Origin of the sequence: Chlamydia sp. 16-02, assembly GCF_042235055.1 — a bacterium.
Lineage (GTDB): Bacteria > Chlamydiota > Chlamydiia > Chlamydiales > Chlamydiaceae > Chlamydia.
In genome coordinates this window covers 809,688-833,069 of the sequence record NZ_CP114172.1, presented here as the reverse complement: position 1 = coordinate 833,069, position 23,382 = coordinate 809,688, and the positions used below count along the sequence as shown (strand labels likewise).

Here is a 23,382-nt window from a genome sequence, read left to right as displayed (position 1 = left end):
AACCTTTCCCTGAAATAACCGAAGTAAAGGTGGTTTAATGTTATCTCGTTTATTCATGTGTTTTTTATTTCTGTTGAGTTCGTCATCTCTCCTTGCGGATGAAGAGGGCACTCAAGTAAAAAGTACTTTTGCTCAACCCGCTGTAATGCTAGGCATTGCCATTTTGTTCTTTTACTTCATTTTATGGCGTCCTGAACAAAAACGCAGAAAAGCTATGGAAAAACGCAAAAATGAACTTGCGAAAGGCGATAAAGTTACTGCTATGGGGATTCTAGGAACTATTGACGAAATCCGAGAACATACTGTAATCCTTAACATTACCTCTGGGAAAATCGAAATGCTAAAAGCAGCGATTTCTGAAATTTTGAAGCCGGATGGAACTAAAGCATAAGCTTTAAGATATAGACATTTACTTTCTGTGATATTAGAGAGATCTACATTGATTTTTTATAAGCCAAGTTATAACTTGACACCATAAGCTATTCAAAGAAGTCGAGGATTTTTAGGATCATGACTTGGCTTTCAGGCCTATATTTTATCAGCATTGCTAGTTTAGTATTTTGTGTTATAGGTTTGATACTTTCTGGGATCATTCTTATTTCCCGCAAATTTCTAGTTAAAATTCATCCTTGCAAGCTAAAAATTAATGATGACGACTCTCTTACAAAAACAGTAGATAGCGGTCGCACTCTGCTATCTTCTCTTTTAGATTCGGGGATTCCTATACCTTCTCCGTGTGGGGGTAAGGCTACTTGTAAACAGTGTAAAGTAAAAATCGTAAAAGACGCTGATCAACCTTTAGAAACAGATCGTGCTACTTTTTCGAAACAACAGCTAGAACAAGGTTGGCGTCTTTCCTGCCAAACAAAAGTTCAACATGATATGTGTTTGGAAATAGAAGAACGTTATTTAAATGCTTCTTCTTGGGAAGGTACAGTTGTTTCTAATGATAACGTAGCAACATTCATAAAAGAACTCGTTGTATCCGTTAGTCCTGAACATCCTATTCCCTTCAAACCTGGGGGATATCTACAAATTAGCGTTCCCGCGTATAAAACCAACACTTCCGATTGGAAGCAAACTATGGCTCCTGAATACTATAGTGATTGGGAACATTTTAATTTATTTGATCGGACTATAGACAATAGTCTCCTAGAATCAGATTCTGCAAATAAGGCGTATTCTCTAGCCTCATATCCTGCAGAGCTTCCGGTTATTAAATTCAATATTCGTATTGCAACACCACCTTTTATTAATAATGCTCCGAATCCAGAGATTCCTTGGGGAATATGCTCATCGTATATTTTTTCATTAAAACCTGGAGACAAGATTACTGTTTCGGGTCCTTATGGAGAATCTTTCATGAAAGAAAACAATCGTCCTCTGATTTTCTTAATCGGTGGTGCGGGTTCTTCATTCGGTAGAAGTCATATTTTAGATCTCTTATTAGACAAGCACTCTACAAGAGACATTACGTTATGGTACGGAGCTCGTTCTCTAAAAGAGAATATCTATCAAGAAGAGTACGAAAAATTAGAGAAGAACTTTTCTAATTTCCATTATCATTTGGTATTGTCAGAACCTCTTCCTGAAGATATCGCTTCAGGTTGGGATAAGAATGATCCCGAAAAAACAAATTTCCTCTTCCGAGCTTTTGAGCTTGGACAGCTAAGTAAATTGAGTAATCCTGAAGATTATCTATATTATGTATGTGGTCCGCCACTACACAACAGTAGTATTTTAAAATTACTCGATAACTACGGTGTAGAGCGATCTTCTATAGTTCTCGATGATTTCGGAAGCTAGTCTTTCTCCTTGTGTTTTTTCGCCATAGATATTTATCGGTTATTAGATCTTAACATTCGAATTAATGACATGATATAAATCATCATGGCGAGAAAACTAAATGTCATATGTACAGCCTGGCTTATTTCATAAGCACGACCACTTTTAAATCCATCTAAAAAATTTGCACTATTTGGCGATACAGTTGGAATAATAGGCCCGGTTTCATTTGTTCCATTTATTGCTCGACAACTAGGAGCAACTTCTAAACCTCCCAATGTTGTCATTGCTGATAAAAAAGTTAGAAAAATTCCAAACACAGTCGTGTTCACAATTCCAATAACTCTATAATGGCTATCAACATTCTGACGACGAACCCCCACTCTTCCTCTATTTTGGGGTTCTGTTTGTTCATTATTTTGATCTCCATTATTTCCAATCCATCTCAAGCATCGGTTAAATAAGACGTCGCGAAGTCCCGGAGCGGTATATTCTAACAGATCTCTACCGAGCATAGTCCACCCAAAGAATGTCACTAAACCATATAAAGCTACTGTACATTGTGTAATAGTAGAACGCGCAGCCATCCGAATATTGTTTACGACATCGTATAGGTTTACAATGGGGCCAAAAGCACGAAAACACAAAGCTGCTATACGCATATTTCGGTATCTTTCTCTTCTAGCACGAGGATTTGTTAGCATTAAAAACACACTACAAATGCCATCAATACCAAAAAAGAGGATGCTTACAGCTAATAAAGAGCCGTTCACAGTGGTATCAACAATAGGGAAAATCCATAAAATAGACACTGCATCAGAAACTCTCATGATATTAGTAACAACTTCTGCAGCCCTATCAAGAAAGTTTTGAGGAGGCAAGGCTATCTCTTCAGCCTGAACATCGGAGTCCGGCATATTGATTAACGTCTGTATCCTAGCAAATACATTGGGGCTAGAAGACCGCGTTATAGAAACTCCTTGAACACTATAACCCACAACTCCAAAACTTTCTTCTTGATCATGTCCACTCAATGGCGATGATTCACTAATCTCTACCACACTAGATTCAGAAGTAACATTAGTAGTAACAGCGTCGATTCCTGCAGTTAACATAAACGTGTTCACAATTGCATTGTTAAAAGCAGGATCATAAAAATTCACCCAGAAAAAGCCTAAACTTGCAGAAGAATAGGGTAGCGTTGTTACCCCAGATCTTGAAAATCCTTCGGCATCCATACAGGAAAAGAAATCCCCGGGAACTCTAAAATAAAAAGACCGAGGGTGATTAGGATAATGTGAAGGACAAATCCCTACTAAAACTATATTACGAGCGTGTCTTGTACGTTGAAGGGCTTCTTGAACATGTTCTGCACCATTTCCAAAAAAATAATGAATAAAAACACTGCCTCCAGGATGAGAGGCAAAGAAAGCCTCCCAAGTATCTAAGATAGCTTGAGAAACTGGGGATATCTGACTCGGATCTCTTCTACAGAAAAATGATGAGAACCTTCCACTTCCATCATTATAGATTCCTACAACTTCTCTACCTCCTAATAATTGGCTCAAATGCATAGCCTCATTTTGAGCTCCATAATATCCCGACTGACTGCCATTTGTATACCCTACTCCGACTAAAGGTGCAGGGATAGGTGATGTTGTAGAACTTTCATAAATAGCGTCAAAAATAGGCACTTGGTGTCTATTTGTAGAAGATGGCACTCCATGGGTAAATAAATATGTAGAGTCTTCATAGCTAGCATCTGGTTCTGAACTAATAGATACGGAGACTAACGATGCCTCGGGGCTCTCTGCAGCAATGTTCGCAGTATCAATAGACTCTTGTATAGATTGTATATCACTGAGTAGAAGGGATTCAGTTGCATTAGATTCCAGAGTAGATTCAGAATCAGTGGAAGAAGTGTTACTAAGTAAACTAGATCGATTTGAGAATGATGCTCCTTCATCTGCTAAAGAATATTGCGGAATAGATGCCGAGAATCTATCCGGAGTAGAATTACGTATGGGGGTAGACATAAAAAATTAACGGGTGTTCTTACATGTTTATCTCATGGATGAAAAATTAAAAAACCCCATGAGATCTGAACAAAAATCAGTCAAATAAATAAAAAGTATGACTTTATAATCTCCGAGAAACAAAATTCGGAGTCCAGTATGTTTGAGGCCCGTTAATAAGGAAGAAAAACAATGAAACTATTTAATAACTTTTGGGGACTAGCTCTCTACGAGAATCTAGAAATACCCATAACGGAGTATCTCAATACATTTGCCTAGGCAATTAGGCACCGCTTGTAAGCGCGCTTGTACTTATGCATTATTGATACCAAAATTACTAAATAACTTAAGAAGAGTGAAGTAAGTCACTTCACTTGGGAGAAAATTATATCCAAAGGAATTTATTTTGCAAGCATCAAAAAGAATGCAGGCAAAAAAAAAGGAGAATATTTCTATTCTCCTTATAAAAAACTCAGTTTACGAGTCAAAATAACTAAAAGCTTGGCAACGACCTACTCTCCCATACTCTTGTGTATAGTACCATCGGCGATAAAAGGCTTAACTTCTGAGTTCGGAATGGGGTCAGGTGTGTCCCTTTTTCCATTATCACCAAGCAAATTCTTGTAACGTAACAATTCACGTATACTAATAGACGCTTAAGAGGGTCTTTAGTATCAACTTACATCGATCGATTTATTTCAACAAAAAAGCCTATTGAGCTTTTTATATGATAAAAACCAAGTCAATGGACTTATTAGTATTGGTTAGCTAAACACATTACTGTGCGTACACACCCAACCTATCAACCACATAGTCTATATGGAGTCTCATAGGGATACCTTATCTTAAGGGAGGCTTGGCATTTAGATGCTTTCAATGCTTATCCTTTCCGAACGTAGCTACTCGGCTATGCTTTTGGCAAAACAACCGACACACCATTGGTTCGTCCATTCCGGTCCTCTCGTACTAGGAACAGCTCCTTTCAAGTATCCTGCGCCCACAAAGGATAGAGACCAAACTGTCTCACGACGTTTTGAACCCAGCTCGCGTACCGCTTTAATTGGCGAACAGCCAAACCCTTGGGACCTTCTCCAGCCCCAGGATGCGATGAGCCGACATCGAGGTGCCAAACCGCCACGTCGATATGAACTCTTGGTGGCGATCAGCCTGTTATCCCCGGAGTACCTTTTATCCGTTAAGCGACGGCGATTCCACTTTCCACCGCCGGATCACTAAGCCCGACTTTCGTCTCTGCTTGACTTGTAGGTCTTACAGTCAACCTATTTTATACCTTTACGCTCTACTCGTGATTGCCAACCACGATGAAATAAGCTTTGGGCTCCTCCGTTACTTTTTAGGAGGATACCGCCCCAGTAAAACTGCCCGTCTGGCAATGTCCATATTCCAGATTCATGGAATTATGTTAGACTCCCAACTTGTTAAGACCAGTATTTCAACGATGACTCCCACTCTCCTAACGAAGAGTGTTCATAGTCTCCTGGCTATGCTACACATAACAAATCAAGAATCAATACCAAAGTACAGTAAAGGTTCACGGGGTCTTTTCGTCCTTTTGCGGGTAAACAGCATCTTCACTGCTACTACAATTTCACCGAGTCTTTCGTTGAGACAGTGCCCAGATCGTTACACCATTCGTGCAGGTCGGAACTTACCCGACAAGGAATTTCGCTACCTTAGCACCGTTATAGTTACGGCGGCCATTCACCAGGGCTTGGGTTCAATGCTTTGCCTTGCGGCTGACATATTCCTTTAACCTTTTGGCATTGGGCAGGCGTCACACCATATACTTCCCCTTAGAGGTTTGCATAGTGCTGTGTTTTTGTTAAACAGTCGCCTGGGCCATTTCTCTGCGGCCTCCCGGAGCTCATACCGTAAAGGTAATCACCCTAGAAGGCTCCCCTTCTTCCGAAGTTACGGGGATAATTTGCCGAGTTCCTTAACGAAAGTTATCTCGCGCGCCTTAGAATACTCATCTCGCACACCTGTGTCGGTTTAGGTACGGTCACCATCAACAGCTAGAAATTATTTCTTGAAAGCATTGCGCCACACTATCAGTTCCTCCGAAGATTTCCCTTAACCACAACCTAACCTTATGTTAGCGGATTTGCCTACTAACCAGTCTCATTGTGATACGGACATTTCCAATCGTCCGCGTGCTTAACGTACTCCGTCATTCCATTGCTAAAGTTTTAGGTGGTACAGGAATATTTAACCTGTTGCTCCATCGTCTACGCATTTGTGCCTCGACTTAGGGGCCGACTAACCCAGGGAAGACGAGCTTGACCCTGGAAACCTTGTGCTTACGGCGAGGAAGATTTTCACTTCCTTTATCGTTACTTATGCCATGGATCTTCACTAGTATCCGCTCCAGTACTCCTTACGGTATACCTTCGCTGCTGAATACTACGCTCTCCTACCGCGTATATATAAAATATACACCCGCGATGTCGGTTTTATGCTTGAGCCCCGATTATTATTGGCGCGATGATTCTCGATTGGTGAGCTGTTACGCACTCTTTAAATGATTGCTGCCTCTAAGCCAACATTCCAACTGTCTTAGAATCATCACTTCCTTACTCACTTAGCATAAAATTTGGGACCTTAATCGGCGGTCTGGGCTGTTCCCCTCTCGACAACGAAGCTTAGCCCCCGCTGTCTATCTCCCGGACTCGCTTTTGGTATTCGGAGTTTGATTTCCGTTGGTAAGCCGGTAGGCCCCCGCTAGAATTCAGTGCTCTACCCCCAAAAGCTTAATATCCGAGGCTAACCCTAAAGTTATTTCGGAGAGAACAAGATATCTCCAAGTTTGATTGGCCTTTCACCCCTATTCACAACTCATCCAAACATTTTTCAACATGTACTGGTTCGGTCCTCCACAAGGTCTTACCCATGCTTCAACCTGGTCATAAATAGCTCACTTGGTTTCGTGTCTAAATCAAACGACTATACGCTCTATTAAAACTCGCTTTCGCTTCGGCTCCGGAATGTAAATCCCTTAACCTCGCCGTTTAACTTAACTCCCTGGCTCATCATGCAAAAGGCACGCCGTCAACCATCGCTTCCGAGGAAGCTATAGGTCTCCGACCGCTTATAAGCTACTGGTTTCAGGTTCTATTTCACTCCCTTAACAAGGGTTCTTTTCACCTTTCCTTCACAGTACTGGTTCACTATAGGTCATTGACTAGTATTTAGACTTGGAGAGTGGTCTCCCCAGATTCAGACTAGGTTTCACGTGTCTAGCCCTACTCAGGTATCGAATAGAGTCTCTTGTTCTTTCGCTTACGGGACTATCACCCTGTATCGTTCTACTTTCCAGAAGTATTCAACTAAAACTTAAGATCTCATGTTATCGACCCTACAACCCCACACCAATGATGTGGTTTGGTCTTCTCCCCTTTCGCTCGCCGCTACTTAGGGAATCTCTTTGATTTATTTTCCTCTGCTTACTAAGATGTTTCAGTTCAGCAGGTGTCGCCTTATATGCCTATGTATTCAGCATATAATGGTAGACGATTAATCTACCGGGTTGCCCCATTCGGATACCTCCGGGTCATAGCTTTATACCAGCTCACCGAAGATTACTGCAGGTAAACGCATCCTTCATCGCCTGTCAATGCCAAGGCATCCGCCAATAGCTCTTAACAACTTGGTCTGTAAATTATTGATCCATGCAAGTTAACTTCACCAAAGACAGATATTCTTAAACGTCTATTATTATATGTGAATTTACTTGTTACCATATTATTTACATAACATACTTGATCGTAAACTGAATGTTTTGAAAACAAACGCTTAACAATGCAAAAGAAATAGAATACAAGTTTTCAAAAGATGCTTGCCCAACCTAGTCAAACCGTCCTAAGACAGTTATCCTTATCCTTAAAAGGAGGTGATCCAGCCCCACCTTCCGGTAGGGCTACCTTGTTACGACTTCATCCCAGTCATCAGCCTCACCTTGGGCGCCTCTCTCCTTTGCAGGTTGAGTCAACGACTTAAGGCAAAACCAACTCCCATGATGTGACGGGCGGTGTGTACAAGGCCCGGGAACGTATTCACGGCGTTATAGCTGACACGCCATTACTAGCAATTCCGACTTCATGTAGTCGAGTTGCAGACTACAATCCGAACTGGGGCCAGCTTTGAGGATTTGCTCCATCTCGCGATATTGCTACCTTCTGTACTGGCCATTGTAGCACGTGTGTGGCCCTGGGCATAAGGGCCATGCTGACCTGACGTCATCCTCGCCTTCCTCCTGGTTAACCCAGGCAGTCTCGTTAGAGTTCCCACCCTAAGTGTTGGCAACTAACGATAAGGGTTGCGCTCGTTGCGGGACTTAACCCAACACCTCACGGCACGAGCTGACGACAGCCATGCAGCACCTGTGTATCTGTCCTTGCGGAAAACGACATTTCTGCCGCGGTCAAATACATGTCAAGCCCAGGTAAGGTTCTTCGCGTTGCATCGAATTAAACCACATGCTCCACTGCTTGTGCGGGCCCCCGTCAATTCTTTTGAGTTTCACCCTTGCGAGTGTACTCCTCAGGCGGCATACTTAACGCGTTAGCTACGACACGGATAGGGTTGAGACTATCCACATCAAGTATGCATCGTTTACGGCAAGGACTACCAGGGTATCTAATCCTGTTTGCTCCCCTTGCTTTCGCGCCTTAGCGTCAGGTGTAAATTAGAAAAGCGCCTTCGCCACTGGTGTTCTTCCACATATCTACGCATTTCACCGCTACACGTGGAATTCCCTTTTCTCCATCTACCCTCTAGAAAGATAGTATTAGATGCTGGCTTGGGGTTGAGCCCCAAGATTTAACATCTAACTTTCCTTTCCGCCTACACGCCCTTTACGCCCAATAAATCCGATTAACGCTAGCACCCTCCGTATTACCGCAGCTGCTGGCACGGAGTTAGCCGGTGCTTCTTTACCTGGTACGCTCAAATCAATTGGATATTAGCCAATTTCTCTTATTCCCAAGCGAAAGTGCTTTACAACCCTAGAGCCTTCATCACACACGCGGCGTCGCTTCGTCAGACTTTCGTCCATTGCGAAAGATTCTCGACTGCAGCCTTCCGTAGAAGTCTGGGCAGTGTCTCAGTCCCAGTGTTGGCGGTCAATCTCTCAATCCGCCTAGACGTCAAAGCCTTGGTAGGCCATTACCCCACCAACAAGCTGATATCCCATAGACTCTTCCTTAACCGAAAGGTCCTAAGATCCCCTTCTTTAATATGTTTTAGATGCCTAAACATACCACATTCGGTATTAGCGGTCGTTTCCAACCGTTATTCCCAAGTTGAGGACAGATTATCTATGTATTACTAACCCTTCCGCCACTAAATAACAACCGAAGTCATTATTCCGTTCGACTTGCATGCCTCATCCACGCCGCCAGCGTTCAATCTGAACCAAGATCAAATTCTCAGAAAAAATAAACTTAAAAATTAACGGATTTTAAAAATCCGAACAAGCATTCTTTATACTGGCTTGCATTCTATCTCATTTGCATTGTTAAGAAGAGAAGATCGGCTACGCCGAACCCTCATTTGCGCATCCACATCGAAGTGTAGACTCTTCCTTCTTTCGCTTTTCGCGGTGAAGAAGAAATCAATATCTTATATAAACGGTATTTATTTATGCAACATATTTTGCTCCACTTTTTTCAGAACTGCAAATTCTATAAATTGCATTTATGCCCTCACAATGCTATCACAGCCAGAAAAAACGTGTTTCTTATTTTTTTGTTTTTCGACCTTAATTTTATCGATTTCCTAACCTCGATGTAAACCCATTAAAATTCTATCTCGCGCTAAACAACCTGAGAAATCCTTTAAAACAAATTTATTATCTAATCTTTTTTTGATTCTAGTCTGACTAAGATTATAAATTCTAATTTCCTATTAAGGTATAGAGGTCTAACTCCGACAAGCAATTCATACTTTTCTTTCATTCCCTAACTATCGTTACATATCATTTAGGCCTTCCCCTTAATTAATAGGGGCCTGGCCTTTTCTATGTACAGAGGGTTATTCTGCTAGAATTTAAGAAGTATTTAGAGTCTTACGAAAGAAAAATGATTTAGGTAGCTATCTTATTTGTAAGCCCGATTAGCTTTAACTAACGAATTATGTTTGAGATCATAGGCTTTTTGTCTTGGATAAATATTATCGTCGAGATAATATTTCTCCTTAGCTTTCATAGCTTGTGGCGAACGTAGCTCAGTTGGTTAGAGCGTCGGATTGTGGTTCCGAAGGTCGCGGGTTCAAGCCCCGTCGTTCGCCCTTCTTTATCTTCTTTGTTTCTTTTGCGATTCTTGCTATAACCAAGTATTAGAATAAATTCTCACTCTACTAAAAACCTTGTGTCTATTCATGGTAAGAGAGCGACAGAAATCTAAATCTGCCTTATTTCCTTCGATTCCCTTCGCGGTTAGGGCGAGCATCTATTTGTTTTTGGCTTGTTTCTCAGGTCTGAGCTTATGGAGTTTTCATAATACACAGCCCTGCACCCAAAATTGGATAGGATTGCTGGGATGGTCTTTAAGTTCCTTTCTTTTATATTGCTTCGGAGCAGCATCTTTTCTTATTCCACCATATTTTTTATGGCTATCCTTTCTAAATATAAGAAAAACACCTTCAAAGATCTTACATCGTAAAGCCCTTGCATTTGCATGTATCCCTATTTGTTCGGCAATATTGCTATCGATGTTCTCTCCTGTACAAGTATTGCCCCATATTTTGGACGCTCGTCTTCCTAAATTTATTTTAGGAATTAATCCTCCTGTTTCTTACTTAGGAGGTATTCCTTTCTATATTCTTTATGCTGGACAATCTTTCTGTTTGAAGCATTTGATTGGTTCCGTCGGTACCGGTCTTATCTTTTCATTTATACTGTTCTTTTCTATTTTTTATCTCTGTGGGGGTATAGTCCTAATTAAAAAAAAAATTCTGCAAAGATTCCTCAAAAACAGATTTCAAGCCTGTTGGCGTATTTGCAAAAGCATTTTAAAAAGACTAACTAATAAGCAAAATTATCTCCCTAAACCTTCAATCAAAGTCCCTTCTGCTCCCATAGCAAGGAATGATGCAAGGAAACTTCCGACTCCAGTTGTTTCCCTGCCCATAGAAAAGGGAGACCTATTTGATGATCCACATATAACTCCCCAAGATTCTTCAGAAAAAGCAACTCTTTTTCTAGCTCCTCATCCTGAAAAACGTATTTTATCTACATTCACGAAACCACAAAATACAGCTCAAAAAGAATCTAAGATTACTGTATTGCCTCAATCCCTACCCCGACCAAGTAAGAGAGTTGAAAAATCTCCCCCTATGGATTTATCAACATTTGGAGGAGGGAATTCTGAGCTACCTCAATACCATCTGCTGAGCAAAAGCGATAATTCAAAACCAGAATCTCTTCGTGAAGAACTTCAAAAAAAAGGCATGCTTTTACAACAAACTTTAGAAAGTTTTGGAATAGATGCTGATATTGGGAATATTTGTTTCGGCCCTACTCTAGCTGCATTTGAAGTACAGCCTCATACAGGTGTAAAAGTTCAAAAAATAAAAGCTTTAGAAAATGATATAGCTTTGAATTTGCAAGCTTCAAGTATTCGTATTATCGCTCCTATTCCCGGTAAAGCTGCTGTTGGCATTGAAATTCCTAATCCCTATCCACAACCAGTAAATTTCCGCGACTTATTAGAAGATTATCAAAAACAAAATCATAAGCTACAGGTTCCTCTTTTACTTGGGAAAAAAGCCAATGGCGATAATTTCTGGGCTGACTTAGCAACAATGCCTCATTTAATTATTGCGGGAACAACAGGATCAGGGAAATCCGTTTGTATCAATACGATTGTCATGTCTCTGATTATGACAACACTACCTTCTGATATCAAACTTGTTATTGTCGATCCGAAAAAAGTAGAGCTCACTGGATATTCTCAACTACCCCATATGCTAACTCCTGTGATCACAGAATCTCGTGATGCTCATAGCGCTCTAGTTTGGCTCGTGAAAGAAATGGAACTCCGTTATGAAATTTTAAGATTTCTGGGTCTTCGAAATATTCAGGCTTTTAATGCTCGTGAACGCAATATTGAAGTAGAAACTTCTTTTGACAAAGAAATTCCGGAAAAAATGCCTTTTCTTGTTGGTATCATCGATGAGCTTGCCGATCTCTTACTTTCTTCTTCTCAGGATATAGAAACACCCATCATTCGTTTAGCACAAATGGCGCGAGCTGTTGGTATTCATTTAATCTTAGCCACGCAAAGGCCTTCTCGCGACGTAATTACAGGATTGATTAAAGCGAACTTTCCTTCTCGTATCGCATTTAAAGTCGCTAATAAAGTGAATAGTCAAATCATTATAGATGAACCTGGAGCAGAAAATCTGATGGGGAATGGTGACATGTTAGTTGTTTCTCCTTCCTCCTTTGGAGCAGTTCGTGCTCAAGGAGCTTATATTTGCGATGAAGATATTAATAAAGTTATAAAAGATCTATGTTCTCGGTTCCCTACAAAATACGTTATTCCTTCATTTGATACTTATGAAGACTTTGTTGGAGATGATTTAGCGGATAGAGATCCGCTATATAACCAAGCAAAAAATCTTGTTTTGCAAACAGGAAATGCTTCTACGACTTTCTTACAAAGAAAACTTAAGATTGGCTATGCTAGAGCAGCTAGTTTGATAGATCAACTTGAAGAGGCGAGAATCATTGGTCCTTCAGAAGGTGCGAAGCCTCGTCAAATCTTAATACAAATACCTCCGCAAGAAGGATAAGTTTATGGAAGGTTTTTTCCCTTTAGCCTCGGGTTCGAAGGGGAACTGTACCTATTTGGGAACGGACTCCTGTAAAATTCTGATAGATTTAGGTATTAGTAAGCAGCTTGTAACGCATGAACTATTATCTATGAATATCCATCCTGAAGACATTCAGGCTATTTTTATTTCTCATGAGCACTCTGATCATATTTCTGGAATTAAAAGTTTTATAAAAACATACAACACGCCAATTATCTGCAACCTTGAGACCGCACGCAGTTTATGTCAGTTATTAGATGTTCATCCTAATTTTAAGATTTTTTCTACAGGAACAACATTTTCCTTCTATGATTTAAAAATTCAAACTTTTAACGTTCCTCACGATGCCATAGATCCTATAGGATTTATTTTCCATTATCACGATGAAAAGTTAGGTTTTTGTACTGACTTAGGTTGGGCAACCTCATGGATCATTCATGAACTTTATGATTGCGACTATTTGCTTATAGAAGCAAACCATGATCCCGAACTTGTGCGGCAATCAACGCGTCCTGATATTTATAAAAAACGTGTTCTCAGTAAACTAGGACATATATCTAATCGTGAGTGTGGAGAACTATTACAAAAAATTCTTACTCCTAAAATTAAGAAAATCTATCTTGCTCATCTTTCTAGCGAATGCAACACTCCTCAATTAGCTCTGTCCGAAGTATCGTCTGCTATAGAGAACATCGTATCAGTTCTTCCTGTAATTGCAAAGAGTCAAGGAATTTCTGATCCTATTTATTTTAAATCTTTAGTAAACGCATGAAATTAGAATCCTCTTCATCCGAGACTCTATACATTTCTCTAGATCATAACTGGGAAGAAAGCACTCTCTATAGTATGGAGAGAGCCTCGCAACTACTTAATTTCAAATTTCTTCCTTTTCTTACTTTTACAGATTGGAAAGTAGAAGAAAAAGTCCGAAAATTATGTGATAAGGCTAAGAGAAAACGTTTCATTTCTCCACTAGCCAAATGGCTTGGGGAACTTCATAAACAAGATCTAATCACTCCTCCCATGTCTCCTATAGCAGTATGCTGGGTAAATTCGTATATTGGTTATGGGGTTTTTGCTCGAAAAAGAATCCCCGCTTGGACATATATTGGTGAATATACTGGAATACTTCGTCGCCGTCAGGCTATTTGGATGGATGAAAACGATTATTGTTTTCGCTATCCCCTATCTTTAGGATTATGGCGCTATTTCACTATCGATAGCGGGCGTCAAGGGAACTTTACTCGTTTTATTAATCATAGTGATAAACCTAATGCGGAGGCCATAGGTGTTTTCCAAAATGGATTATTTCATGTGGTTATTAGAACAATTCAAGTAATTGAAGCGGGCGAGGAATTATGTTATCACTACGGCCCGCTATATTGGAGACACAGGAAAAAACGAGAAGAGTTCGTTCCTGAAGAAGAGTAAATATTTAGCTCTTCTCGTATGTTCCCATTAACTCTGCACTGTCTACAACGTGATTTTCCATCACTTCAAGAAGCTGATCTCTGGTTACGTTTTCTTCTGCTGGTAAGATAGTATCTAAAGCATAGCAGTAGAAAAAGTAGCGATGTTGTCTATCTGGTGGGCAAGGGCCTTCATAACAAGCTTTTCCTGAAGTATTCAATCCCTGAACAGCAAAAATACTTGCGCCCTCTGCTAGTTCGGTTATGGTTGGAGAGAGGTTATATACCACCCAGTGAATCCAAAGACCATCGGCTCGTAGACTTCTAGGCACATCGGGATCTTCAATGATCAATGCTATGCTTTTTGCTTCTGCAGGAACATCTTTAAATATTAGAGGTGGAGAAATGTTAACGCCTTGACATGTATATTTTTTCGGAATTGGTTTCCCGTAGTCAAATGCTGGTGAGAGTAATTGCATAATTCATCTCCGTTTAGATATCTAGATTTTGCAAAACATTGGATTTAGCATCTTCTTCCAGTCTAAGTAGGGCAACTTCCCGATTTGTAGATAATACATCCTTAAACAAAGCTACCAAAGCTATAGAATTTAGAATTACCATACCCGCAAACCCTGTATCAGAAAGACTCCAAATCAATCGCATGTCTATAATTCCTCCGAAAGGTATAACTGCAACAAACAGAATCTTTAACCAGGAATTAGCTCGTTTCCCGGGTATCATATATTCTAAACTTTTTTCTGCGCAAGCAAACCAAGTCAAAGCTGTTGTATATCCAAATAAGGCCATCGCAAGAATAACAACAAGCCCTCCAAGAGATCCTAAACTTGATTTAAACGCATGTAGCACCATAAGCGTTCCTTCTTGTCCTGAAGCATAGGCTCCAGATACAATAAGTACGAGAGTTGTAATCGAACAGACTACCATAACGATAACGGGTGGCAAGAGAGTAACCAAACCATCAATCACAGGATTTTTACTTTGAGAGTCAGATTGCAAAATTGACACCATACCACTACCACAATCAGTTGCCATGATAGCGCGGCTCATTCCTGTTGAGATCACTTGAGTTATTGTATAACCTCCCAAACCTGCAACAGTAGCTTTTATTCCGAATGCAGACGAAACAACCAGTTTTAATGCAGGAAGAATCATAGAACTGTGTTGTGCAAGAATAACAAGACAAGAAATTGCGTAGAAGCCGGCAATAAAAGGAATTACTCTAGCTGAGAATCTAAGAATACGCGTATTTCCTCCCACGAGCACAGGAAGAATTGTTAAAGCAAGAATAAAGCCTATCAAGAACTTCAGGGGTGTACTTTCAGCACAAAGAGGAACGATACAATTAATTTGTGCAAAATTCCCTGCTGAAAATGCTGTGATAATTGTGAATAGACAGAAAAGACCAGCAAGGAACTTGCTCCCCATACCATAGGCCAGACATGCCGTTGGACCTCCGATAAATTCTCCTGACTTCCCGTGAAGTTTACGATATTTTATCCCTAAAAATGATCCCGAATATTGAACGATCGCTCCTAGGAGAGCTGCTATCCAAATCCAAACTAAAGCACCTGGCCCCCCGCAAGCAATAGCAATGGCCATACCCGCGATATTCCCTGTACCAAAATTTCCAGCAAGAATCCCCGCTACAGCTTCATAACGAGATACCTTACCGTCTTCAGTAGACGGGCTCTCCTGTTTATTTTTTAGCATGAGCTTAAAGCCAAGCCCTAATCCCGTGAATTGTAAACCACGAAGTTTCCATGTTAGTAGCCCACCAAGAAATAAAATCATGGGGAATACACAGAAGGAAATGCAAAAATTATTTAATTGTTCTAGAAAATGTAACATTGATCTCTCTTTTTATTGCTAATAGTGTTCTTAATGGAAGATCACAGCAAAATTAACTCGTGGCTTCCTCTCCTTGTTTAGGGGAAAGGAAGCTTCGTTGTAGAGAGCTTAAGAAGGTTGAGATATCACGATATCTAAAAGCTCAGGCCACCTTTCCCCTTGCACAATGGAGGCAACGGTCCCGGAATCTAATCCTAAGGTGGAGGCAAAAGCAGCAATATCTTCTTCAGTGATAACACCCTGAGAAGCAGCTTGAGAAAATACTTCGCTTAATTCGGACATAAACATATTCCAAATCCAATCACGGCTTTGCATTTTCTTCATACCCTCAATCAATGAAGGATTTTCAGCTAACAGCTTTAATAAAGCTAAAGGGTGAAGTTCTCTGATACGGTTTAAAGCACTCTTAATCTCACTTTGAGACATAGCTAACGAAATAGAGGATTTTTCAGAAGCAGCGTCAACGACGAAAGAGATGTCTCTTTTGTCTTGATCTGTTATCTGAGCTTCGTATTCCTTAAAATTAGCGTGCACTTTCTGTATGTCCTTCTTAGATTGACTACGTCGAGCAAATAATCTTCGCGAACGACGTGAAGGCTTCTTTTCACTTTCCGTGAGTATAACAGATTCGTTATTTATGTCCTTCGAGTTTTTTGAGTGCTGCTTAGATCCATAAGGGTTCAAGCAGCAACTACTCAAACTCAAGAGCAATACCAAACCGCCAAAACTGTACTTATAGATATATTTTTTCATTACTTTAGTTAAGTTTAAAATTAAAAGTTATACTATTATATCACAAACACATTAAAAATAGAGCATATTGGCATTTTTATTTTTTAATATTAAGATTTTTAACATCATAACGATATCTCTCTAATTTCTCTCAGGGAAATCATTCTTGAGTTTCTCGGGTTGATTTGTTATTGGCCATTTTGTTATCAACATGGGGCATTTAGTTAATCCTCTTTATCAAGAGAAATTAACAAAACAATTAGGTGCCAGAGGATCTTATGTTAAAAATCCTTATAATTCGAAGCTGCGCTTGTTTAGTAGCTTGTCTTTTAAGTTTTCCTTACATTTCTTACGGAGCTCCGACTTCATCAGCGATGCTCTCCATGAATACGCCTTCCGGCAAAGGGAAAATAGGGTCTGATTCTTGGATCGAATACAAGCTGCGTCAATATCCAGAACTACTTTGGTTAACAGAGCCGTCGACTGCAGCAAGTATTACCTCAACATCTAAAACAGCCTATTCTTTATCACTATTTGATAAAAAAATCCCTGCCTTTGATGTGGCTATACGTAGTTTGATATATCTCCATTTATTAATACAAGGCTCACGCCAATCTTATGCTCAGCTCTGTCAACTACAGCCGTCAGAAGATAGCATCACGTTTAAGCAATTCCAAACTACCCATAGACAGTTGATTTATTTCTTAAACTCTCCGAAACATTTTGATAACACTCTAAAAATCTTAGAGACAGCTATTGTTTTAAAACACATGGGGTGTTCTGCAAAAGCTGCTGCAAACTTTAAACCCTACTTCACAGAGTCTCGCGTTGATGCTTTCTATGCGAAAGCTCTACATGTGTTAAAGGCGTTTCCAGAATTAAGCCCCTCGTATTCTCGATTGTCTCCTGAACAAAAAGAGGTATTTGTTACCCTACGCCGCTTAGCTGATTATGATTCGCTCTTCAATCTTACAACGATGCCGAGTTCTCAACTTCTATCCATTGGCAGAGCCAAGCGTCCTTTAGTAGTTTTAGATTTATATCTCTATTCTCTGGATATCTGCGGCGAAAACAATTGTTCTCAAGAATTTTACTATAATTTTGCTCCTTTGTTATCCATGCTGCAACAACATGCGACTGTAGAGGAAGCCTTTTCCCGTTACTTCACATACAGAGCAAATCGCTTGGGGTTTGAAGGATCTTCCCGTAGTGATATGGCTTTAGTACGCTTAGCAACTCTTATGGAGCTTTCACCCGTAGAAGCTAATGCTCTTACCTGGAGTTTTAAAAATCTCCCTATTGATGAATCCGAAGGTTTAGTAAACAGTTTCTATACAACACAAGGGGAACACGTTCCTTTAGAAATCCGAGGCCTTCCTAATCTCATTACCGGTTTACTACAGGCAAATCATGGAACAGCAACAGCAAGTCCTGAAAGCCGTTTACGTCAAGTTTACTCTACAGCATTATCTTTAGTAGTAAAAAGTTTGCGTGTTCACAAGGACATGCTAAAAAAGCAATTGCTTGACCAAACAACTATTTTAGACTTTTCAGAAACTACGGTTTCTTGTGGAGGTTTAGATATCTTTTCTGAGAATATTGCTGTGCGAGTGCACTTAAATGGTTCTGTTAGCGTTACACTTTAAAGTGCAACGCTACATTATTATAACTTTTTAAAAAGATCAGCCATTTCTAAAGCTGTTTTCATCCCGGAAATTCCTAAATTTGACCCTTTAATTCCTGCACGTTGCCATGCAGAATCTATGCAGGGTGCTGTGATAACTGAAAAGGTAATTGGGAGATTAAATTCTATAGATAATTCGCTAATTCTTGCTGAAACCTGATCAGCTATATGGTCATAATGTGTGGTTTCACCTTTAATAAGGACACCGCAGGCTACTATAGCATCGTACTCTATACCTGAAGTAAGAAGTTTCTTCAATGTACAAGGAATCTCAAACGATCCGGGAACACGTACTATGGTCAACATATCTTCTGTTCCCCCTAGATCCAGAAAAGTCTGTTGTGCTCCTGAAACCAATGCGTCGGCTATAGGCCCATTAAAACACGCACCAACGATAGCAACCCGCATGCCTTTTGCCGATGCCACCCCTTTAAATGTTGTCATTATAATCCTAGATTATCTTGTGTTCACTTCCTCAATATAGGGGAAGTCTATCCAATGCCCCATACGCTCCTTTTTTGTGCGTAGGTAATACTCGTTTTCTTCGGAGACATTAATTGGGAGAGCAATTCTATCAACAATCTCCAACCCAAAACCCTGAAGCCCGAAATATTTGTGGGGATTATGAGTAATCAATTTGATCTTTGTCAATCCTAGATCAACTAAAATCTGTGCTCCTATTCCATACTCTCTAGAATCTACGGGAAAGCCAATTTCTAAGTTAGCATCAACAGTGTCATAACCGCGATCTTGTAAAGCATAGGCACGAACCTTATGACCTAAGCCAATACCGCGTCCTTCCTGTCCACGTAGGTAAACGACAACACCCTCTCCTTCCAACCCAATATATTCCATAGCGGAGCGTAGCTGATGTCCACAGTCACAACGCATGGATCCCATAATATCTCCAGTAAGACATTCAGAATGCACACGAACAAGAATATTTTCTTTTCCCCTTATATCACCTTTCACCAAAGCAATATGTTGGATACCGTCAAGAAGAGATTCATAAACATGAATATTGAAATCCCCGTATTCTGTAGGAAGACGAGCTGACGAAACAGGAATTACCAACCTTTCGGATAACATACGATAGGCTATCAAATCAGAAATAGAGATTACTGAAAGCTTGTGTTGTTTAGCGAATTCTATAATTTGGGGAAGACGCATCATGGTATGGTCTTCGTTAACAAGCTCTGAAAGAACCCCACAAGGCTGCATATTTGCTAAACGCATAAGATCTAAAGCAGCTTCTGTATGTCCAGCACGTTTTAATACGCCTCCTGGAGTGCCTACTAGCGGGAAAAAATGTCCTGGCCGGACAAAATCTTCGGGACGACTATTAGGATCAGATAATAGCTCTACGACTTTTGTTCTGTCCGCTGCAGAAACTCCTGTGGTTATACCTTTAGCAGCATCTACCGAAACTGTAAATGCTGTACGATAACGACAACAATTGTCTTCAACCATAAGAGGGAATTCTAAATCTTTTATTCTTTCAGGTTCTAAAGAAGCACAAATAATTCCTGTCGTATATTTAAGAAGAAAAGTCATCTTTTCTGTGGTCATCTTCTCACCAGCGATGATAAGATCCCCCTCATCTTCTCTTGAAGCTTCATCAACAACAATAACAAATTTCCCTTCAGAGATATCTGCGATTGCCTTTTCTATTGGGACAAAACATGATGCACGTGCATCCTCATCGGATTTTATCACTAGGGTTCCTCCCAATCACTGACCTCTATTCTCTAGGAATGCTAATAGAAATCCCCTATTCACTTCAATCTCTTCCCCTATTTCCTCTATCCAACAACTTCCCAACACGTTTTTAAAGAATTTCCTAAAATCTTAGAAAATTTAGGAAGAATTTTTTGAGCAGAATCTAAACGATACCCCAAATCTCCAAAAAGAGGCTTCCTTTGATCTCCAAAAATTTTTGGTCCCAGATAAACAATTAGAGCATTCGCTAAACGTTCTTTCAAAAATGCAGTGTGTAAAATAGATCCACCTTCAATAAGAACCTGTAAAATATGTTTTTTAGATAAATATGAGATTAATTCATGTAAATTTACTCTAGAATTTCGAGGTTCAGTAACTAAAATCTCTACACCTTGTTTTTCAATATTTTTAATATGATCTTTTGGACATTGCGACGTGGTTACATAGAGTGATTGTCCATGACTATGAAAAATTTTTGCCTCTGCTGTTACAGTACCCAAACTATCAATAACAACACGTAACGGTTGATGAGAATAGAGCTCTCCAGAAGGTTTCCTTGCAGTCAACAGAGGATTATCTTGTACAACAGTTTTAGAGCCCACAACAACAGCCTGAGAACTAGCACGTAATTTACCCACATCCATGCGAGCTTCCGGGCAAGTGATCCACTGAGATTCTCCATCCCTGTCGGCAGTCTGACCATCCAAAGTAGCCGCACTTTTAAGCACAATCCAAGGCTTGCCAAAGGTACGCTGGTAAATATAAGATTTTAAAGACTCCTCAGCCTCTTTTTTACCTAAGCCTTCAAAAACATGTATCCCTGCTTGCCGTAAAGCAAAAACTCCCTTACCAGCAACCCGATTATCAGGGTCTAATAAAGCAACATAAACAGTAGAAATTTTATATTTGATTAATAGATTCACACAAGGAGGTGTGCTTCCATAATGACAACACGGTTCTAAAGTTACATAAACATCACTATCTTCTACTGATACGGATGTAGAGTTTATCGCATTTTCTTCTGCGTGCGGTTGACCTTTTTTCTCATGATATCCCTCTCCTATAATCTGTCCATTTTTTACAATTACACAGCCCACCCAAGGATTCGGTGGGGCAGAAAATCTTCCCTTTTCTCCTAATTCTATAGCTCGATGCATAAAAAATAGTTGTTGCTCAGAGAAATCTTCCATATACTTTGCCTTTGTGAGAAAAGGTAATTAAAGAGATACAAGGATGTTGGATATAAAATTAATACGCAAGGCACCTGAAGAATGCGCAACCCGTCTTCGTAGGAAAGATCCTAATATTTCTCTTCTTCCTATTCTTGATTTGGATAAAGAAGTCCGTCAATTGAAAACAGATTCAGAAGCTCTACAATCTCAAAGAAAACTGCTGTCTACACAAATCCATAAAGCTAAGGCTCAAGGTGAAGATGTATCTAATATGATTGATGAAGTTGAAAAACTCTCTCAAGATTTGGAGAAATTAGAGGCTTTACTTGAAGAAAAAAATACTACTTTACAAGACCTTCTCGTACGTCTTCCTAATTACCCTGAAGAAGATGTTCCTGTATGTCCTGACAAATCGGGTAATCAAGTAATTAAAAGTGTGGGTTCTTTGCCGACATTTTCTTTCACTCCTAAACATCACGTAGAGCTAAATCAAAAATTACAAATTTTAGATTTTAAACTTCCTGCAAAAACTTCAGGATCTGGATGGCCTGCCTATAAGAATCAGGGTGTTCTTTTAGAGTGGGCATTACTTACTTATTTATTAAATAAGCAGCGCGAACATGGATTTCAATTATGGCTTCCTCCTCTTCTTGTAAAACGCGAAATTCTTTTCGGCTCGGGACAAATTCCTAAATTTGATGGGCAATATTATCGTGTAGAAGACGGGGATCAATCCCTTTACCTGATTCCTACTGCTGAGGTTGTTCTCAACGGATTCCATTCTCAAGAAATTTTTAATGAAAAAGATCTACCTATATATTACGCGGCATGTACACCATGTTTCCGTAGGGAGGCAGGGGCTGCGGGTGCTAATGAACGTGGGCTTGTTCGTGTACATCAGTTTAATAAAGTAGAGATGTTTGCTTTCACTACTCCAGAACAAGCTAATCAGGCTTATGAAAAGATGCTTGCTGTTGTGGAAGATATTCTCACAGAATTAAAACTTCCTTACCGTTTATCTTTACTTTCCACAGGAGATATGTCCTTTACAGCATCAAAAACCATAGATGCTGAAGTTTGGCTCCCTGGTCAACAATCTTACTATGAGGTTTCTTCTATCTCCCAGTGTACAGATTTCCAGTCACGTCGTTCAGAAACTCGTTATAAAGATAGTCAAGGGAAGATGCATTTTATTCATACCCTTAATGGTTCGGGTTTAGCAACACCTCGTTTATTTGTTGCAATTTTAGAAAATAATCAGCAAGAAGATGGCTCTGTAATTATTCCTGAAGTTCTACGCCCTTACTTAGGGAATCAGGAAGTATTATTACCTCAAAAATAGGATCTGTATTGAAAATATGAAAAAATCTAAGGCAATATAAACTATATACCGTACGGATAAGATTGATGAAGACCGATTATGACCATTTCAAAAACGGAACTCCTGAAGAACACCTCAAGACTGTTAGAGATCAACACGGGGTTTGTATTGGCGAGCCCCATACAACAATAAAAGGCTTTTTCTATCATCTAGCAAGTGATGCCTTATCTACGGGTATCTTCCTATTTTTCATCAGAACACTCGCCTTTCTTCTTCCTATTTCTCAAGGAACACAAACAGAGATTCTATTTTCACTAGGATTAGGATGGATTTTTTATCGAGGCTGCCTGAAGGCAAAAAAAGCCTGGTCCTACATGGAGCTTTCCCATCGTTTTATGCTTCAGGAAAAAGAAGAAATAGAAAAACATCCTGAACAAGAACGTTTAGAACTCAATGTTATCTTTAAAAATCAAGGATTCAAATCACCCCTTCTTGAAGAAATGGTAGATTATGTCAGTTCTGATTCTACGCTCCTTCTTGATACTATGATCCGCGAAGAACTTCATATTTCTATGGAGAACTTCCCTCATCCTTTAAAACAAGGTGGGACACGTACGCTCGGAGGACTTATCGGGCTAATTCTCTTCTTACCATTAGTCCTCTGTTCTAGTTATACAGTAGCAGGTGTATTATCCGGAGTACTTATCACCATACTCTCTGCCACAAAAGCAAAAATATTAGGAAATGATGTGATCACAGAAGTTGTGTGGGTTTTAGGTATTTTTATTACCTCCATAAGCATCGTTTGCACTTGTGTAAAATTTTTATAGAGCCCAGGTAT

At 39.8% G+C, this 23,382-nt stretch carries 15 protein-coding genes, 1 tRNA gene and 3 rRNA genes; 9 read left to right on the top strand and 10 right to left on the bottom strand.

The window, feature by feature from the left end:
• The first annotated feature begins 37 nt into the window (after window positions 1–37).
• A complete protein-coding gene (yajC, locus tag O1W70_RS03625; protein ID WP_011006839.1) occupies window positions 38–391 on the top strand; it encodes a preprotein translocase subunit YajC in 354 nt (117 codons plus the stop codon).
• Window positions 392–510: 119 nt separating this feature from the next.
• A complete protein-coding gene (gene nqrF / locus O1W70_RS03620; protein ID WP_332380999.1) occupies window positions 511–1,806 on the top strand; it encodes an NADH:ubiquinone reductase (Na(+)-transporting) subunit F in 1,296 nt (431 codons plus the stop codon).
• A 32-nt stretch (window positions 1,807–1,838) separates the two neighbouring features.
• On the opposite strand, the gene O1W70_RS03615 is transcribed toward nqrF, so the two are convergent.
• The 4 genes from O1W70_RS03615 to O1W70_RS03600 form a co-directional block, all read right to left on the bottom strand.
• The gene (locus O1W70_RS03615; protein ID WP_332380997.1) at window positions 1,839–3,821 is read right to left on the bottom strand and encodes a DUF687 family protein; all 1,983 of its coding nucleotides are present in this window, start codon (window positions 3,819–3,821) and stop codon (window positions 1,839–1,841) included.
• 478 nt (window positions 3,822–4,299) lie between these two features.
• Window positions 4,300–4,414 (bottom strand): 5S ribosomal RNA (gene rrf / locus O1W70_RS03610).
• A gap of 119 nt (window positions 4,415–4,533) precedes the next feature.
• Window positions 4,534–7,473, bottom strand: a 23S ribosomal RNA gene (locus tag O1W70_RS03605).
• A 230-nt stretch (window positions 7,474–7,703) separates the two neighbouring features.
• Window positions 7,704–9,255, bottom strand: a 16S ribosomal RNA gene (locus tag O1W70_RS03600).
• The 16S, 23S and 5S rRNA genes sit together here, the layout of an rRNA operon.
• A 777-nt stretch (window positions 9,256–10,032) precedes the next feature.
• On the opposite strand from O1W70_RS03600, the gene O1W70_RS03595 reads away from it, so the two are divergent.
• From O1W70_RS03595 to O1W70_RS03580, 4 genes are all read left to right on the top strand, one after another.
• A tRNA-His gene (locus tag O1W70_RS03595) sits at window positions 10,033–10,106 on the top strand.
• Between the two features lie 90 nt (window positions 10,107–10,196).
• A complete protein-coding gene (locus tag O1W70_RS03590; RefSeq protein WP_332380995.1) occupies window positions 10,197–12,614 on the top strand; it encodes a DNA translocase FtsK in 2,418 nt (805 codons plus the stop codon).
• A gap of 4 nt (window positions 12,615–12,618) precedes the next feature.
• Entirely contained in the window at window positions 12,619–13,407 is a 789-nt protein-coding gene (locus O1W70_RS03585) for an MBL fold metallo-hydrolase (protein ID WP_332380993.1), read from the top strand.
• Window positions 13,404–14,066 (top strand): SET domain-containing protein, encoded by a 663-nt coding sequence (locus tag O1W70_RS03580; protein WP_332380991.1) that lies wholly within the window; start codon window positions 13,404–13,406, stop codon window positions 14,064–14,066. The genes O1W70_RS03585 and O1W70_RS03580 overlap by 4 nt, the downstream gene beginning before the upstream one ends.
• A 4-nt stretch (window positions 14,067–14,070) precedes the next feature.
• Here the strand turns inward: O1W70_RS03580 and O1W70_RS03575 are convergent, their stop codons facing one another.
• From O1W70_RS03575 to O1W70_RS03565, 3 genes are all read right to left on the bottom strand, one after another.
• The gene (locus tag O1W70_RS03575; protein ID WP_213241680.1) at window positions 14,071–14,523 is read right to left on the bottom strand and encodes a YbhB/YbcL family Raf kinase inhibitor-like protein; all 453 of its coding nucleotides are present in this window, start codon (window positions 14,521–14,523) and stop codon (window positions 14,071–14,073) included.
• A gap of 13 nt (window positions 14,524–14,536) precedes the next feature.
• Window positions 14,537–15,913: a sodium:alanine symporter family protein gene (locus O1W70_RS03570; RefSeq protein WP_332380989.1), complete on the bottom strand. Its 1,377-nt coding sequence runs from the start codon at window positions 15,911–15,913 to the stop codon at window positions 14,537–14,539.
• 108 nt (window positions 15,914–16,021) lie between these two features.
• Entirely contained in the window at window positions 16,022–16,666 is a 645-nt protein-coding gene (locus tag O1W70_RS03565) for a hypothetical protein (protein WP_332380988.1), read from the bottom strand.
• Window positions 16,667–16,923: 257 nt separating this feature from the next.
• Here O1W70_RS03565 and O1W70_RS03560 point away from each other — a divergent pair, with 257 nt between their 5' ends.
• A complete protein-coding gene (locus tag O1W70_RS03560; protein ID WP_332380986.1) occupies window positions 16,924–18,291 on the top strand; it encodes a hypothetical protein in 1,368 nt (455 codons plus the stop codon).
• A gap of 17 nt (window positions 18,292–18,308) precedes the next feature.
• Here the strand turns inward: O1W70_RS03560 and ribH are convergent, their stop codons facing one another.
• The 3 genes from ribH to ribD form a co-directional block, all read right to left on the bottom strand.
• Complete coding sequence (gene ribH / locus O1W70_RS03555; protein WP_332380984.1) at window positions 18,309–18,773, bottom strand: 6,7-dimethyl-8-ribityllumazine synthase; 465 nt, start codon at window positions 18,771–18,773, stop codon at window positions 18,309–18,311.
• Between the two features lie 12 nt (window positions 18,774–18,785).
• On the bottom strand, window positions 18,786–20,045 hold the full coding sequence (locus O1W70_RS03550; protein WP_332380983.1) for a bifunctional 3,4-dihydroxy-2-butanone-4-phosphate synthase/GTP cyclohydrolase II: 1,260 nt from the start codon (window positions 20,043–20,045) through the stop codon (window positions 18,786–18,788).
• Between the two features lie 86 nt (window positions 20,046–20,131).
• Window positions 20,132–21,238, bottom strand: a complete 1,107-nt coding sequence (gene ribD / locus O1W70_RS03545; RefSeq protein WP_332380981.1) for a bifunctional diaminohydroxyphosphoribosylaminopyrimidine deaminase/5-amino-6-(5-phosphoribosylamino)uracil reductase RibD — start codon at window positions 21,236–21,238, stop codon at window positions 20,132–20,134.
• Window positions 21,239–21,281: 43 nt separating this feature from the next.
• On the opposite strand from ribD, the gene serS reads away from it, so the two are divergent.
• Together serS and O1W70_RS03535 are read left to right on the top strand one after the other, a co-directional pair.
• Window positions 21,282–22,562 carry a serine--tRNA ligase gene (gene serS / locus O1W70_RS03540; protein ID WP_332380979.1) on the top strand — a complete coding sequence of 427 codons (1,281 nt, stop codon included), beginning with the start codon at window positions 21,282–21,284 and terminating at the stop codon, window positions 22,560–22,562.
• 65 nt (window positions 22,563–22,627) lie between these two features.
• Window positions 22,628–23,371, top strand: coding sequence for a VIT1/CCC1 transporter family protein (locus O1W70_RS03535; protein WP_332380977.1), 744 nt, complete (start codon window positions 22,628–22,630; stop codon window positions 23,369–23,371).
• The last annotated feature ends 11 nt before the right edge of the window (window positions 23,372–23,382 follow it).